Genomic DNA, 14,867 nt, shown 5'->3' on the forward strand with positions numbered 1-14,867 from the left:
ACGCGCGGGATGCCGAACACGACACGCCGTCAGAAGCGGTACATCACCGAGGCGCGGAAGGAACGACCAAGCAACGGACGCGCGATGAACACACTCTTGGTCGCATCGCTGCTCGCCAATTCGCCGGCACGCGGGTTGCCTTCGGTCAGGCCCAGCGAGTTGTTGAGGTTGTCGGCGTACAGGAAGAACGAGAGTTCCGGCGTCATCTGATAGCGCGCGCTCAAGCCGATGGTGTGGTACTGCGGCAACACCACTGAGTTGGCCGTATCCACATAGCGGCGGCCCTCGTACTCGTAGGACATCTGCAGGCGCAGCTTGTCGTCCAGCAGGTTCAGGCCAGGCACCACGCGGAAGCTGTTCTTCGGCACGCGGATGAGCTGGTTGTCGTCATAGTCGAGCAGCACCGGCTGGCCCGCCGTGACGGTCGTATAGCGCAGGCCCTTGTACTTCGGATCCTGCACGGTGGCGGTGTACTGCACGTCGAACCACTTGGTCGGGTAGAAGGTGCCTTCCAGTTCCAGGCCATAGGTTTCGGTATTCGCGTAGCCCGTCTGCGGCGTGGACACGCCACTGTTCGGATCGAACACGTAGTTGCTGAAGCTCACGTTGTTGTACTTGGTGTAGAACAGCGTGGCGTACGCATCCATGTAGCGGTTGCTGTACTTGTAGCCCATCTCCGGCAGGATCATCGTCTGCGTGATTGGCGTGGCCGTGGGCGTGGTGATGTACGAACTCAGGTTCGGCAGGCGGAAGGTGGAGGTGTAGCGCGCGAACACGCCCTGGTGATCGCTGAACTGGTAGTTCGCACCCAGCGTCCAGCCCAGCTTGCTGAAGCTGTGGTCATAGTCCACGAACTGGCCGGTGCCGGTGAGGATGTTGTTGGTCGGCGGCGTGCCCAGGTTCACGTTCTGCGACAGCTCGGTCCAACCGGTGGTGTTCACGCGCTCCCAGCGCGCGCCGCCATCGATGCGCAACTGGTCGTTGACCTGCCATTCGTCGGAGGCATAGAACGCATTGGTGTTGGACGTGCCGCTGGCGTGCGCCCACTCGTAGCCGTAGCCGTAGATGCCGTTGTTGGTCAGCTTGCCCAGCGGATTGCCGGCCGCGTCCACGGCCACCACGTCCAGCAGGCGCGCGTTGTCCGTCGCGGTGAGGATGGCGGTGGACGAGTAGCGGTCGAAGCTCTGGTTGAAGTGCGCGTAGTAGTAGCCGAACGTGACGTCATGCGTCTGGTCGCCGAACTCGAACTTGCGCAGCAGCCGCGTATCGCTGGTGAACTCGTTCATCGGCATGGTGATGCCGCGCAGGCCGCCCGTCACCACCAGTCCGTTGTTGGGACTGGCGTTGAAGGCCTGGCCGTTGTCCACGTACTGCAGCTGCATGCCGGCCGCGTTCGGGTAGTACTTGGCGAGCTGCTTCTGCGCCGTGGCGGTGAAGAAATCGCTCACGGTCTGCACCGCGTTCGGATACACGCCGTTGCGTACCGTATCCGTATCGCTGTAGCGCAGGTTCTCGGCGATCTTCCAGCCATCGCCCAGGTTGTAGTCGAACTTCACCGTGAACTGCGTGCGCTTGACCTGCGTACCCAGCGAGTTGTCGAAGTTGTACGGGCTGCCGTTGCCCTGGATCATCTGGATGTGTTCGGTTTCCGGACCCGCCAGCGTGCCGTAGTTGCCGTTGAAGCCCGGCACGGCCTGCAGGTCGCCGCTTGCATTGCGGAACATCGGGATGCCAAGGTCCAGCGCCACCTTGTCGTCCATATGCTTGATGTCGAAGCTGATGCTGCCTTCTTCGAACTGCTTGGACAGCGTGGCGCGCAACTGGCCGCCCTGGTCGTTGGTGAAGCCGGGGCTGCGGATGCCGTTGTCCTGGCGATAGAAACCGCCCGCGCTCAGCTTCCAGCCATCGCCGATCGGCGTGCCGTACCAGAAGTCCAGGCGGTTGAGACCGTAGTTGCCCACCGTGTACTTCACCAGGGCTTCGGCGGATTCACCCACCTGGCGCGGAATGAAGTTGATCGCACCAGCCGGCGCATTCGAATAGAAGATCGACGACGGGCCGCCGCGCACCACTTCGATGCGATCGATGGTTTCGTCGAGGCGGAACACCTGGTCCGCATTGAGATAGCCCAGCGCCGGATCGTGCTGCACCGGAATGCCGTCTTCCAGCAGGTTCACCGAACCGAAGCCGTCCACCGGAATGCCGCGTGCACGGATGTTGCCGCTCGCTTCGCCGCCCGATGCCTCCACCCAGAAACCCGGCACCGACTTCATCGCCTCAGTGACGCTGGTTGGGTTCTGCATGCGCAGGCGATCTTCGTCGATGGTGGTGATCGAGTAGCTGGTCTGCGCCTTGGTGCGTTCGTCCACGCCGGAGCGCGCCGTCACCACGACCTGGTCGAGATCCTTGGCGCTCTTGCCGCTGCCCGACGCGCCCGTCGCGTCGCTGGCCACTTCCGCCGAACCCGCACTACCGGCCGTCGTCACCGCAGCGGAGGCCGGGTTGCCCGCATTGGCTGCCACGTTTCCCGGGATGATCGTCACCGTGTTCGGCGTGACGAGGCGATAGCTCAGGCCCGTGCCCGTCAGCAACTGGCGCAGCTGCTGTTCCGGCGGCAGGCCGGCATCGGCGCCGGGGCTGCGGATGGTGTCGGCAATCTCCGAACCATAGACCACCTGCATGCCCGCTTCGTGCGAGAAATTTTCCAGCGCCTTGGCGAGCGGCATCGGTGCGATGGCGGTCGTATGCGACGGAGCGGAAGCTTGGGCAAACGCCGCCAGGGGTAGGCTGACGCCGAGCACGAGGGCGATGTGTAAAGCCAAACGATTGCGCATGTGGGGTAGAACCTTGAGTGAGGTAAACGGCTGGCCGGCGTTCCACGCTCGATGCGTTTTTTGCCGGCCCATACCTTTCAAGAGCCGCCTTTTGCGCAACCGGGTACCTCCGATTGCATGAATCTTTTCTTACAGCCGTCGCGCTTTCGTGTCAGTTTGGTTCGCAGCGACGATGCGAACGCGGTCGTGCTCTTCCACCACGCGCACATCCGGCAGCGTGGCGAGATAGGCAGCGAACGCCTGCGGATTGTCCGCGTGAAAAATGCCGCTGATGCGTTCGTCGGCGATGTTGTCGTTCTCGATCACCAGCGGCTTGCTGGTATACGCATTGAACCGGCGCGCCACGTTGCCGATGGTTTCGTGCTGGAAGCGGATCTCCGACGGCAGCCACGCCGTAGTCCTGGCGATCTGCGCCGGCTGCGTCGCCGTCACGCCCGAGACATTGAGGGAAATCTGCTGGCCCGCGGTGAGATCCGCAACGGCCACGCCGTTCAACAGCGAGGCGAGTTCGCCCTGGTGCGCATCATCGGGTGCATTGAGCACGCGCACGCGGCCACTGATCACCGTGAGCGTGTCGCCACTGGCCTCGCGCTTCACGTCGAACACGGTGCCGATGTCCTGCAGCACATGGCCGCCCACGTTGACCAGCATGGGTCGGTGCGCGTCCTTGCCCACGTCGAACAAGGCATTGCCACGCAGCACTTCGATGCGGCGCAGGCGCCTGTCGAAATGCACGTCGATCACGCTGTCCTTGTCCAGTTGAACCAGCGTGCCATCGGGCAGCGTCACCGCCCGCACGGCCGCCGTATCGCCCTGGAAACTCCGTTCCACCAGGCCATGGGCATCGCGCCAGTAGCCGACGCCAAGCCATGTCATGACGACTGCCGCGGCAAGTCCCGCCACGCGCATGGCCGCACGGCGCACGCGTCCCGGGCGTGGCACATGCTCCTTGCGGATGGCTCTGCCCATCAGCGGGAACATCACCACGGGATTGTCGCGGCCGGCCTTCTCCAGCAGTTCTTCCGCCGTGATCGTCTTCAGTGCGGCGGCGGCCCTGAAATCGCCATGCATCTGCACGACGGCGAAGTACTCCGCCACGTGGCGCGGCGACGCCCGCAGCCAATTGAGAAAAGCCACGCGCTGGCGTTCGTTCAGCGGTTCCTGGTGCTCGATGTACCAGGACACCGCCTGCTCGGTGATGCGCCGCGCCTGTCGTGCGGCGTCGAATTGCGAGGAATCATTCATAGTCGGCCATCCTTTGCCGGCATGCCGCCAAGCCTTTGACGATGTACTTCTTCACCATGCTCGTCGAGATGGACATGCGCTCGGCGATTTCGCGATACGACATCTCGTCGCGGTAATGCATGATCAGCACGGCCTTGCACTTGGGCGACAGGCGATCGATCAGCACGCCCAGGCGTTCCTGGCGCAACTCGCTGTCCATGTCCGCTTCGAGATTGGTGGGCGCCACCAATTGCTCCACCACCTGCTCCAGCTCGTCGCTGCCCAGCGGCTGCTGGTGACGGAGCACGGCGTGTTCCTTCACCAGGTTGGCGGCCACGGTGAACAGGTAGGCTTCCGGACTGCGGATATTGGCCGCGTCAGCCGGCTCGATGCGCAGCAGGCGAAGATAGACCTCCTGCACGAGGTCCTGCGCGTCCCACCGATGCGCCACGCGGCGCAGGAAATACTTGCTCAGCGTGGCGCCTTTTTCCGCGAACAGCGCCGACCACGCCCCATGCTTTTCACGCACCATGCCTCCTTCGACCGCATTCGCCGAGGAAGGCTACGGCACTCAGACAGCAAGGAGCCTAGGGCGGCGTTATGACCGCTTCGTGACTTCGTTGCACCGCGCATGACAAACACTACGCGCCTCACAGTATGCTCGTGAACGCCAAAACCGTATCGAGCAGAGCCGATGGATCATGGGAAGGAACACAAGCTGCCGGCCATCGTGGTGATGGGTGTTTCCGGTTGCGGCAAGACCAGCGTCGCACACGCCCTGGCCGAACGCATCGGCGCACGCATGATCGAAGGCGATGCGTTCCATCCCGAACGGAACGTGCAGAAGATGCAGGCCGGCGTGCCGCTTACCGACACCGATCGACAGGGCTGGCTGGAACAATTGGGCGCGGAACTCGCGAGTGCCCTTGCCGACAACCACATCGCCGTGTTGACGTGCTCGGCACTCAAGCGCCGCTATCGCGACGCGTTGCGCGCCTCCGTGCCCAACCTCGGCTTCGTCTTTCTCCAACTGTCACCGGAAGCCGCCACCGAGCGCGTGAAAAAGCGCCCCGGTCATTTCATGCCGGCCTCGCTGGTGGAGAGCCAGTTCCGCGACCTCGAACCACCCACGGCTGAGTCCGGCGTACTGACGGTGAACGCGGTCGATCCCTTGCACGTCATCGTCGACCAGGTACAGGCATGGTGGGATGCTTCGAGCGCGCCGCACACCTCGAAGCAGGAACGACACGCCTAGCGCAACGACGATATGCCCGGTCGATGCGCCCTGCCCGACTTACGGCAACCAGCCGGCCATCCAGGATTCGAACAAGGCGATCTGGCTGTCGCTCCAGCCGGCGTTGCCCGGCGGCATCCGTGGCGTTTCGATGCCTTTCAGGCGAGCGAGGACATGCCGCGCATTCGCATAATCGGTGTACACGGCATCGCCCCGCGGATCGGCCATGTAATCGAACTGGCGAAGATGAACACCTGCGCCGCTCATGCAACGCACGTCGCCGTCGGTGAACAGCGGCACGATGTCTTTGGCAAAGGAATGACTCATGGATTTCTCCTGGCTCGCCGGAAACGGCGGGCTGCCGGTGATCGCATGCACATGTTTCAGGATGCGGCGGCCGTGCTCCCTGCCAACCACATCGCCACGTTCTTCACGTACTGCCGGATCGAGTGCTGGGCCTCCGGCGAACCCGCGAGCGCATGTCCGGGGCGTTCGCTCACGAAGCTGGGCGATCCCTTGGCGGGGTCCCAGTTGTAGTCGGCAAAATGGTGGAAGGTGGACTGCGCAATCGCCGGCCCACCATGTGCGGAAGGTTCGAAGGCGACCGCGAGATTGAACGCGCGACCGCTGGCCTGGCTGCGGCCGGTCGCGATCACCCGCGCCGTATCGTCATGCTCGGGCTTGCCCACCGCACCTTCATGGGGATGCGCCGGCAGGAACCGAATCATGCCATCGGCAGACTGCGGATCGTTCAACACCGGATGCACGGGAAGGCTCGGCTCGATGCGCTGGAAGTCACCGTTGGCGCCGGAGTGATAGTTGGGCCACGAGATATTGGTGGTGACGGTATCGTCGATCTGCCGACGCGCGGGGTCCGGATCGGGATGCTTGCTGTGGAAGAAATGCGCCGCACCCACGCCGCCCAAGGTGCACACCGAGCTGCCCAGATCCATGTGGTCACGCGTCACCAGCATGCCACCGCCGCGCTGGCGGAATCGCCCGATGGCCGCGCAATCGTCGTCCGTTAGCCCATTGCCGGTATCCACGGCGAACAGCCACAACTCATCGAAGGGCGAGCTATCCAGTTGCGAGAGCACGCTGTCGGGCGCGCCCAGGGCATCGCGATCGCGCGCGGTCACCTCGAACAACGGCAAGCCGTCATCACCGCGCAGATCGGCCAGGTATTGATGCAGCAGGCTGAAGCGTCCGATATGCCAATCGTCCTCCGCGTAGGGGATGGTGGTCTGCAAGAGGATCCGGTGAATCTGACGCATGATCGTCACTCCGTAAGCGAGCCAACGCATAGTCCCTCTCAGAGGGAACACTCGCGGCGATCCGTGCATTTCGTCGAAGCATCGGCGCCAGCTCGTCATGGTGCACCATGCGCAGTGAAAAGTGCGCGATGCATCCGGCACGTGCCCGCCGGGGTGACATCGTGAACGCCCGGCGCATGGCGCGGTAGATCCGCAGCGGTCGCTACCGTGTTTCCATGGAGGAACCAGTCCGGTCTTTGCTGTTCGGCCGCGCCGTGGGCATGACACCTTGGTATATCCGCCTTGCAGGATCGACATCGCGACGCCACATCTTGAATGTCTCGCCAGCTGCAAGGCTATGGCGGAAGTCGTGTGGTTGGCTAAGATGAGCTGCCACGGAATTCAGCGCGCGCTGGCCAGGACCACGATGGCCGTGCCGCACGTCGGCTCCACCGCTCCTGTGCGGCGTCAGGGAAGACAGCTCGCCAATACGACACTCAAGGCACGCCGGGCATCTCATGGCTGTGAACGACGTCAACGCCAATTTCCAACGACTTCGCGCCCGCCTGCAGGGCATCGCATACAGCATGCTGGGCTCGGTCGCGGATGCCGAAGACGTGGTGCAGGATGTCTGGCTACGCCTGCATCACGCAGAGCAGTCGCTGATCCACAACCTCGAGGCGTGGCTGGTCACCGCCACCACGCGTGTCGCCATCGACCGGCTGCGCGCGCTCAAGGTTCGTCGCGAACACTACGTGGGCATGTGGCTGCCCGAACCCGTGCTTACCGAAAGTCCACCGACGCCCGAGCAGATCGAGGAGCGCTCCAGCGAGGTATCGGTGGCGCTGCTGTCGTTGCTTGAGCGGCTTTCGCCCGAAGCCCGCGCCGCATTCCTGCTGCGCGAGGTGTTCGATGTGGGCTATGCCGACGTCGCCGAGGCACTCAACAAGAGCGAGGCCGCCACGCGGCAGATCGTGCACCGTGCGAAATCGCAGCTGCGCGAGGACGAGCCCAGGTACACGGTGACGCCAGAATCCCATTTGCGCATCGTGCAGCGCTTTGCAGAGGCGCTGAGCAAGGGCGAGTTCAAGGCGATCAAATCGCTGCTCGTCGAGGACGCGGAGCTGGTGGGCGACGGCGGCGGCAGGGTCACCAGTTTTCCCAAGCCGATGGTGGGCGGCCAGCGCATCGCGCAGCTGTTCTATGCCTCCAACCTGCGCTACAGGAGCGGCCTGCGCATCGAGCTGGCGTCGATCAATGGCCAACTGGCGGTGCTTCGTTACATCAACGATGCGCTGGAGTCGGTGCAGTCCATCGAAACCGATGGCGAGCGCATCACGCGCGTGCGCGTGCAGCGCAATCCGGCGAAACTCGCGCGCATCGCCTCCCAGCTCGACGTGCCGTTGCTCACGCCGCCCTGATACCTGGGCCGTGTTTCTCCGCTGTCAGCTCAGCCATGACGCACGCCACGCTTACCAGTTGGCGCCCCAGTATTCCGATTGATTGAGCCACGCGCCGAACCCCATGGCGCAGACATGCGTGTTGCCGCCCGGCAACAGCGAATCCTCGGCCAGCACCGCACCAAAGTAGGGAGCGTTCGCATCGGTGATCACGTCGTACGGCGCTTCGATCTCGGTGAGGAATCGCTGGATGAGTTCGGAAAGCCGCTCGCGGTCGGGGCCAGCCATCTCGATCACCGCGTTCCGCGCCGGCTGCACCGCCAGCTGCGCCATCGCCACCGCAACATCGGCGGAAGCCACGGGCTGGATGTAGGCGGGCGAGAGCCGCAAGCTCTGCTCATACACGCTCAGCTCCACGATCTGCAGCAGGAACTCGTAGAACTGCGTGGCGTGCACGATGGTGAACGGCAGGCCCGAGGCCCGAATCCTCGCTTCCTGCAAGGCCTTCCCGCGAAAATAGGGGCTGTCGTCAAGCCGGTCGGTGCCAACCACCGACACCATCACGTGATGCTTCACACCGGCACGGACTTCAGCGGCGAGCAGGTTGTCGATGGCCTTGCTGAAGAACTCGAAAGGCGCCGGGCCTTCGAGTTCGGGCGAGTTGCTCGCATCGACCAGCACCTCGGCGCCGGCCAGGGCATCGTCCAGACCCGCGCCGGTGACGATGTCGACGCCGGTCCGGCGCGACGCGGCGCTTACATCGTGGCCATCGGCCTTCAACCGGCGGACGATGTTCCCGCCCACCAGTCCATGCCCGCCCACCACAACGATTTTCATGACTTACCTCAACAGTCGATGCTCGCTCGACGCCTGTCCGATGGCGATGCGCGGCCAACGCGGAGACGGTACCGCAGCCTGTTGCCGTCGCATCTTATGCCTCGTTTCGCTGCCTCCATAGATACAACGAAGGACATAGCGAGTTGCCAGTGGCGCACCAATGGCGGCCTGCCTTTCGGTTGACCCCTCGCCATGCCTGCTCAAGACTTTGCTTCAACGAAGGGATCGCCCGGCGCGCGCGCAGCCAATGAGGCGGGCGATCTGCCCCACCCGGGAGACAGCCATGGAAAAGGGACGACTGGAAGCATTCACCGACGGCGTCATTGCCGTGGTGATCACCGTGATGGTGCTGGAACTCAAGGTGCCGAGCGAGGCCACCTGGCCATCGTTGCTGGAGGAGGGCTCGGTGTTCCTCAGCTACATCCTCAGCTTCATCTACGTGGGCATCTACTGGAACAACCATCATCACATGCTGCAGCTGATCAAGCGCATCAATGGGAAGGTGATGTGGGCGAACCTGTTCTTCCTGTTCTGCCTGTCGTTGTTCCCCTTCTCCACCGCGTGGCTCAATCATGCGCAGCCACGCCCCGCCTCGGTGCCGACGATCTTCTATGGCGTCACCTTGCTGCTCACCGCCCTCTCGTGGGAGCTGCTGGCGCGGACATTGATCAGCGCCAATGGTGGAACCACCTCGGACTTGCGCCAGGCGCTCGGCTCGGACAGGAAAACCAAGGCTTCCATCGCCATCGAGGCCGTGGCCGTGGCCTTCGCTTTTCGCTACCCCATCGTCTCCTGCGTGCTGTTCGCGGCCGTCGCCGCACTGTGGTTCGTGCCGGATCGCCGCATCGAACAAAAACTGGGGTCTTAGGCCACGCCACGCTGCTCGCCGGCGGTGTCGCCCGGGACCGATGTCACAACCGGCACGCCTCATACGACTGGAAGGTATGAGTGGAACCACGCAGGTCGTCCATGCGGGCTCCGCCACGTCATCCGGCAGAACTCGATGAGGCACCACGCAATGAACCTTCCCCTTCACGACAAGCCCCAGGGCGATGCGGCCGATGCCCTCGCATCCAGTTTTACGGCCAGTTATGCAGGCGTTGTCGCCTTCATTGCCGTGGCATCGGAAGGCAGCTTCGCCCGCGCGGCCGATCGACTCGGCATTGGCCGTTCCGCCGTGAGCCGCAGCGTGCAGAAGCTCGAGGCCCAGCTCAACGCGCGGCTGTTCCTGCGCACCACGCGAAATACCTCGCTCACCCGCGAAGGCGAGCTGTTCTACGAGAACTGCCACCCCGGCGTGCAGCGCATCGTGCAGGCGCTGGAAGACATGCGCGAACTGCGCGAAGGCCCGCCTCGAGGTCATCTGCGCATCAGTGCGACGGCGGGCTTCGGCCGCCGCATCGTCGCCCCGCTGCTCGCCGGCTTTCGTGCGCGCTATCCCGACGTTTCCATCGATCTGCTGCTGGACGACCGCCTGACCGATTTCACTACCGACCGCGTTGATGTGGCTTTCAGGGATGGGCAACTGGAAGACAGCCAGATCGTGGCCAAGCGACTGGTGCCGATGCAAATGCTCGTGTGCGCCTCGCCCGCCTATGCGAAGAAGCATGGGCTGCCGCACGACCTCGATGAGCTTGCCGGGCACCGCTGCATCAACTTCCGCACGGCCTCCGGCCGCGTGGCCGAATGGGAATTCCGCGTGTGTGGGCAGAAGCACAAGTTCGCGCCGCCCTCCCTGTGCACCTTCAACGATGCGGAGCTCGTACTGCAGAGCGTGCTCGATGGCACGGGCATCGCCCAGCTGGCCGGCTACCAGGCGGGCGAACACCTGCGCGAGGGAACACTGGTGTCCTGCCTCACGCCCTATGCGCCCGATGATCGCGGCCATTACCTGTGCTATCTCAGCCGGCAGCAGTTGCCGACACGAGTGCGCGCGTTCATCGACTACATGACCGACGCGATACGCGCGATGGATTGGCAGGTCGTGCGAGATCCTTCGCCAGCCGATGCGCAGCCCATCGGCGCCGCCCATCATCGGCCCGCACAAGCGCACCGACAGATCGCCCTTCCAACGCTGCAAGAGCGCGTGGATTGATGCATCGCAGGCAGCACGGCGAGCCCGCGCGCACGCAGTGACGTCGCAAGCACGGTCGCCATGCTGAGTCGTCGGGTGGTGATGGCGACCGCGATCATCGCGGCGGCCGGTTTCGATCAAGCAAAGCGCTGGTCCGCGGGCCGCACCACCTTTGGCAGTTCTTGCGCGTGATGTCCATGCACTGCGTGCAGGTTGTGCCGCAGCGCAAGAATTTGGCGTTCCCGGCGTTCTACGCTGCTTCCTTGCATGCACGTTCGGCTCGGCCACCGCGCGCGTCGATGGTTTCCACAGTCAAAGCCGCGTGAGATTGGTATGCTGCGAGCGCGGTGTCGGGTTTGCCCGGGGTTTGCAGGCCACGAACCCGGCGTTGGTTCGAACGTCGACCCCGCCCTTGTTTCAATGTGGAGGCCTGGGAGCTTCGTGATCCAATTGAACCACCCTGTGAGCGATGGGCTTTTTGCGCGCCATGGATGAGCGCAAGTCGGAATCCAGCTGGGCGGCCGCCGCCTTCATCGCTTTGATCACGCTGACTACCCTGGCCGCGCTTTTTGCGCCGCGCTTCAGGCATGCGCCGCCGGCGGTCAAGACCGTGACCTCGACGCGACCGATCATGCCCGCCGTGGCGCTGTGGCTGAGCACGGCGGATCGCCGCCTCAAGTTGGCGCCGCAGCCCGACATCCAAATGAGCGCCCGCGGAACGGCGCCTGCCGATGTGGTGGTCGACGTCCAGAAAACCTACCAGACCATGGACGGCTTCGGCGCGGCGATGACCGATTCCTCGGCGTGGTTGCTCCAGAACAAGCTCAGCCAGCGGCAGCGCACCGCCTTGCTGCAGGAGTTGTACGGCCCGCCACCCAACCTCAACTTCAACATGATGCGCATGACCATCGGCGCCTCCGATTTCTCGTTGAAGCCGTACACGCTGGACGATGTGCCGCCCGGCCAGACCGATCCCGCGCTGGAGCACTTCAACGTCACTTCCAATCTGCAGGACGTGATACCGGTGGTGCGCGAAGTGCTCGCCATCGATCCGGGGCTGCTCATCGTGGCCACGCCCTGGAGTGCGCCGGCGTGGATGAAGAGCAGCGAGAACCTGATTGGCGGCGAGTTGCTGGAGCAGTACGAAAACACGTATGTCGACTATCTCGTCAAATACCTCGACACCATGCGCGGCTATGGCATCCCCATCTTTGCGCTGACCCTGCAGAACGAGCCCGGCTTCGTGCCGGTGACCTACCCGGGCATGGAAATGCCCTCGGCCACGCGGGCGCGCATCGTCGGGCGATATCTCGGGCCGAGGCTGGCCAATCGCACGCCGGCCACGCGCATCCTGGAATGGGATCACAACTGGAACCAGCCCGAGCAGCCGCTGAGCGTGCTGGGCGACGCCGATGCTTCGCGCTACATCGATGGCGTGGCCTGGCATTGCTATGAAGGCAATCCGTTCAACCAAGGCCGCGTCCATCGCGCCTTTCCGCAAAAGGACGCCTATATCACCGAGTGTTCCGGCGGCGATTGGGCGTCAGCCCTCAAGGGCGAATTGATCTGGTTTTCGCGCGACCTGCTGGTCACCGGCATCCGGCAGTGGGCGCGTGGCGTGATCTACTGGAACCTGGTGCTCGACGAGAACCACGGCCCGCATTTCGGCGGCTGCGAACTGTGCAAGGGCGTGGTCACCATCGATTCGAAGACGGGCGCGGTGAGCCGCAACGACGAATACTACGCATTGGCGCACTTCAGCCGATTCGTGCTGCCCGGCGCGGTGCGGGTGAATTCCACCGCCACCGACAAGGGCCTCGACAATGTGGCCTTCCGCAATGCGTCCGACGGCTCGATTGTGCTGGTGATGGTGAACAGCAACACGGAAGCACGCGCCGTCTCGGTGGCAGAAGGCCAGACGCGATTCGACTACACCATGCCGCCACGCAGCGTGGCCACCTTCGTATGGAATCTGAATCCCGCCGACATGTGGACGCAACGCGTCCTCGAGTGGTTGCAGGGCACGCGGCGATAAGCCGTGCGCCTGCGCGCATCGCCAGGACGCAGGCGGCTCAGGGTTCCGGCGTGGTCAGGCCAAACTTGGCGGCCCGCGCCTCGATCTGCGGATCGAGCGTGCGCGCGGTAACCAGGTCGGCTTTCCCCGCGTCCGCCTGCCCACTGCGGATTTTTGCCAGGCCAAGGCCGTAGTGTGCCCATGCGGAACGGGGACTGATCGTCACGGCCTGCGTGTATGCCTTGATCGACTCGGGATAATGCGCCAGTCGCAACTCGACCATGCCGAGGCTGTCGAGATAGGCCGCATTGGCGCCGTCGCGCCGGATGGCCTTGCGGCAATCCTTCAAGGCGTCGTCCAGCATCTGATTGCTCAGCCCACGCGCCCAGCAGCGCTCGTTGAGTGCCGCGCCAAGCAGGGCGTCATCGCCGTGCAGGCGAATCCACTCGTCGAGTATCGGCAGTGCCGCTGCAGGTTGGCCGAGCCGGATGTAGAGCGCGGCGATGTCACGCGCGCGCGACGAGCCCGCCGGCGCCACCGCGCCAGCGGCAGCCGCATCCGATGCCGCGCCGGCGACGTCCTTGCGCGTGAAGCGAAGTTCGGCGCGCATACGCAACGCATCGAAGTTCCTGGGATCGAGGCTCAAGGCCTTGTCCAGATCAGCGAGCGCGGCGTCAGGCTGCTGGTCTGCCGAACGCGCCGCTGCACGCGTGGCGTAGTAGGCGGCTTGATCGGGCGCCATGCGGATCGCTTCGTCCAGGTCGGCCATGGCCGCCTTCGATTCACCGCGCGACAGGTGCGCCTGACCCAGCAAGGCGTAGTCGCCAGCGGTCTTTGGCGCTTCACCGTTGTCCGCCACGGCGTGATCGCCATCGTGTGCAGCGCCGTCGTCGGGCGCTTGCGCATAGGTGAACACGCGCCCGCCGTTATAGGTGAAATAGGCCTTCTTCTTGCCGTTGGCGATGAACATGCGGTGGGCGAGGAGAAAATCCACGCCAAGCAACATGTCGGTGTCGTCGCCGATCCTTCCGTCGATCACCTGCATCTGGCTGTGCTGGATCGTTTCCGATCCTACCGAGAAGGAATCGATGCTCACCGTCCATGTTTTGAGCGACTTCGCGCCCACGCCATGGCTGCTGCCGCCCGCCTTGACGTTCGATGCGTTCAGATCGATGCCTGCACGTTCGGCGGCGCCGCGACTGAGCAGCGTGGCCACGGCGCCGGAATCGAGCAGCGCCCGCACCTTCGTGCCATTGATGACCACGTTGAAGAACGTACGTCGGTCGTAAGGGTTGTTGGTGGGCTCGATGTCGGCCATGTTGTATTGGCCGTCCTTCACCCAATAGGCGAGCGAGGTCTTGTCGCAGTGTTCCGCCTTGAACAGCGTGACCTTGCCATGCGCCAGATCGAGCTCCAGGTCAGCCAGGTCGAGCAGGTTGGCGCCCAGCAATCCATCGCCCGCGTCAGTGCCGCCCACGATGAAATCGACGTTCTTGAACGTGGTGTCGAGTATGCCGAATTCCTTGACGTGCGCCTGCTGGATGTTCGTCGAACCGCCAATGCCGGTCATGCGATACCCAAAGGGCGCGGGCTCGAGCTTGAGCCCCAACGACGCCGCGTTGGCGTTGGACATGAAGTTGAAGAACGCGCCGGTGTCCAGGATGAAGCGCGTGCGGGTTCCATTGATCTTCACCCAGGTGGTGGCGCGACTGCCCACCATTTCCACCGGCAAGGTGCCGTAACTCGCCAGATGGCATTCGTCGGCCCAGGCCTGGCCAGCGAGCAAGACAGCTATGCCGAGACAGCCATACCGCAGCATTCCCATCACCATCCCCCTGTTCGTCGTGGCCGACGCATGTACTTGCGACGATGAGCAACCGCATTGAATCGGAAACGGACGTCCATCGTATTCGTTCACACGTCGCGGGTCTCTCTGGCTTCCGTCGGAACGAATCCGGCGGATGGTGGCGCATGCACAGCGCGTCTATCGCGTACAC

The 14,867-nt window shown here is 63.9% G+C and carries 12 protein-coding genes; 5 read left to right on the top strand and 7 right to left on the bottom strand.

Annotated elements, in window-relative coordinates:
• Positions 1-29: 29 nt before the first annotated feature.
• The 3 genes from ABIC75_RS08410 to ABIC75_RS08420 form a co-directional block, all read right to left on the bottom strand.
• Positions 30-2,834 (bottom strand): TonB-dependent receptor, encoded by a 2,805-nt coding sequence (locus tag ABIC75_RS08410; RefSeq protein ID WP_354013391.1) that lies wholly within the window; start codon positions 2,832-2,834, stop codon positions 30-32.
• A gap of 129 nt (positions 2,835-2,963) precedes the next feature.
• The gene (locus ABIC75_RS08415) at positions 2,964-4,079 is read right to left on the bottom strand and encodes a FecR family protein (protein ID WP_354013392.1); all 1,116 of its coding nucleotides are present in this window, start codon (positions 4,077-4,079) and stop codon (positions 2,964-2,966) included.
• On the bottom strand, positions 4,072-4,590 hold the full coding sequence (locus ABIC75_RS08420) for an RNA polymerase sigma factor (protein WP_354013393.1): 519 nt from the start codon (positions 4,588-4,590) through the stop codon (positions 4,072-4,074). Before ABIC75_RS08420 ends, ABIC75_RS08415 begins: the two co-directional genes overlap by 8 nt.
• Positions 4,591-4,752: 162 nt before the next feature.
• On the opposite strand from ABIC75_RS08420, the gene ABIC75_RS08425 reads away from it, so the two are divergent.
• Positions 4,753-5,313 (top strand): gluconokinase, encoded by a 561-nt coding sequence (locus ABIC75_RS08425; RefSeq protein ID WP_354013394.1) that lies wholly within the window; start codon positions 4,753-4,755, stop codon positions 5,311-5,313.
• Between the two features lie 39 nt (positions 5,314-5,352).
• Here ABIC75_RS08425 and ABIC75_RS08430 read toward each other — a convergent pair whose 3' ends face one another.
• Together ABIC75_RS08430 and ABIC75_RS08435 are read right to left on the bottom strand one after the other, a co-directional pair.
• Complete coding sequence (locus ABIC75_RS08430) at positions 5,353-5,619, bottom strand: hypothetical protein (RefSeq protein ID WP_354013395.1); 267 nt, start codon at positions 5,617-5,619, stop codon at positions 5,353-5,355.
• A 56-nt stretch (positions 5,620-5,675) separates the two neighbouring features.
• Positions 5,676-6,566, bottom strand: a complete 891-nt coding sequence (locus tag ABIC75_RS08435; RefSeq protein ID WP_354013396.1) for a hypothetical protein — start codon at positions 6,564-6,566, stop codon at positions 5,676-5,678.
• 497 nt (positions 6,567-7,063) lie between these two features.
• Here ABIC75_RS08435 and ABIC75_RS08440 point away from each other — a divergent pair, with 497 nt between their 5' ends.
• Entirely contained in the window at positions 7,064-7,966 is a 903-nt protein-coding gene (locus tag ABIC75_RS08440; protein WP_354013397.1) for an RNA polymerase sigma-70 factor, read from the top strand.
• 51 nt (positions 7,967-8,017) lie between these two features.
• Here the strand turns inward: ABIC75_RS08440 and ABIC75_RS08445 are convergent, their stop codons facing one another.
• The gene (locus ABIC75_RS08445; RefSeq protein WP_354013398.1) at positions 8,018-8,782 is read right to left on the bottom strand and encodes an SDR family oxidoreductase; all 765 of its coding nucleotides are present in this window, start codon (positions 8,780-8,782) and stop codon (positions 8,018-8,020) included.
• Positions 8,783-9,065: 283 nt separating this feature from the next.
• Between ABIC75_RS08445 and ABIC75_RS08450 the strand changes: the two genes are divergently transcribed.
• The 3 genes from ABIC75_RS08450 to ABIC75_RS08460 all read left to right on the top strand — a co-directional run bounded on the left by ABIC75_RS08450 (position 9,066) and on the right by ABIC75_RS08460 (position 12,891).
• A complete protein-coding gene (locus ABIC75_RS08450) occupies positions 9,066-9,650 on the top strand; it encodes a TMEM175 family protein (protein WP_354013399.1) in 585 nt (194 codons plus the stop codon).
• Positions 9,651-9,800: 150 nt separating this feature from the next.
• A complete protein-coding gene (locus tag ABIC75_RS08455) occupies positions 9,801-10,877 on the top strand; it encodes a LysR family transcriptional regulator (RefSeq protein WP_354013400.1) in 1,077 nt (358 codons plus the stop codon).
• Between the two features lie 466 nt (positions 10,878-11,343).
• On the top strand, positions 11,344-12,891 hold the full coding sequence (locus ABIC75_RS08460; protein ID WP_354013401.1) for a glycoside hydrolase family 30 protein: 1,548 nt from the start codon (positions 11,344-11,346) through the stop codon (positions 12,889-12,891).
• Between the two features lie 37 nt (positions 12,892-12,928).
• On the opposite strand, the gene ABIC75_RS08465 is transcribed toward ABIC75_RS08460, so the two are convergent.
• A complete protein-coding gene (locus tag ABIC75_RS08465; RefSeq protein ID WP_354013402.1) occupies positions 12,929-14,656 on the bottom strand; it encodes an aspartyl protease family protein in 1,728 nt (575 codons plus the stop codon).
• Positions 14,657-14,867 lie beyond the last annotated feature (211 nt).

It is taken from the genome of Dyella japonica (genome assembly GCF_040545895.1).
Classification (GTDB): domain Bacteria; phylum Pseudomonadota; class Gammaproteobacteria; order Xanthomonadales; family Rhodanobacteraceae; genus Dyella; species Dyella japonica_D.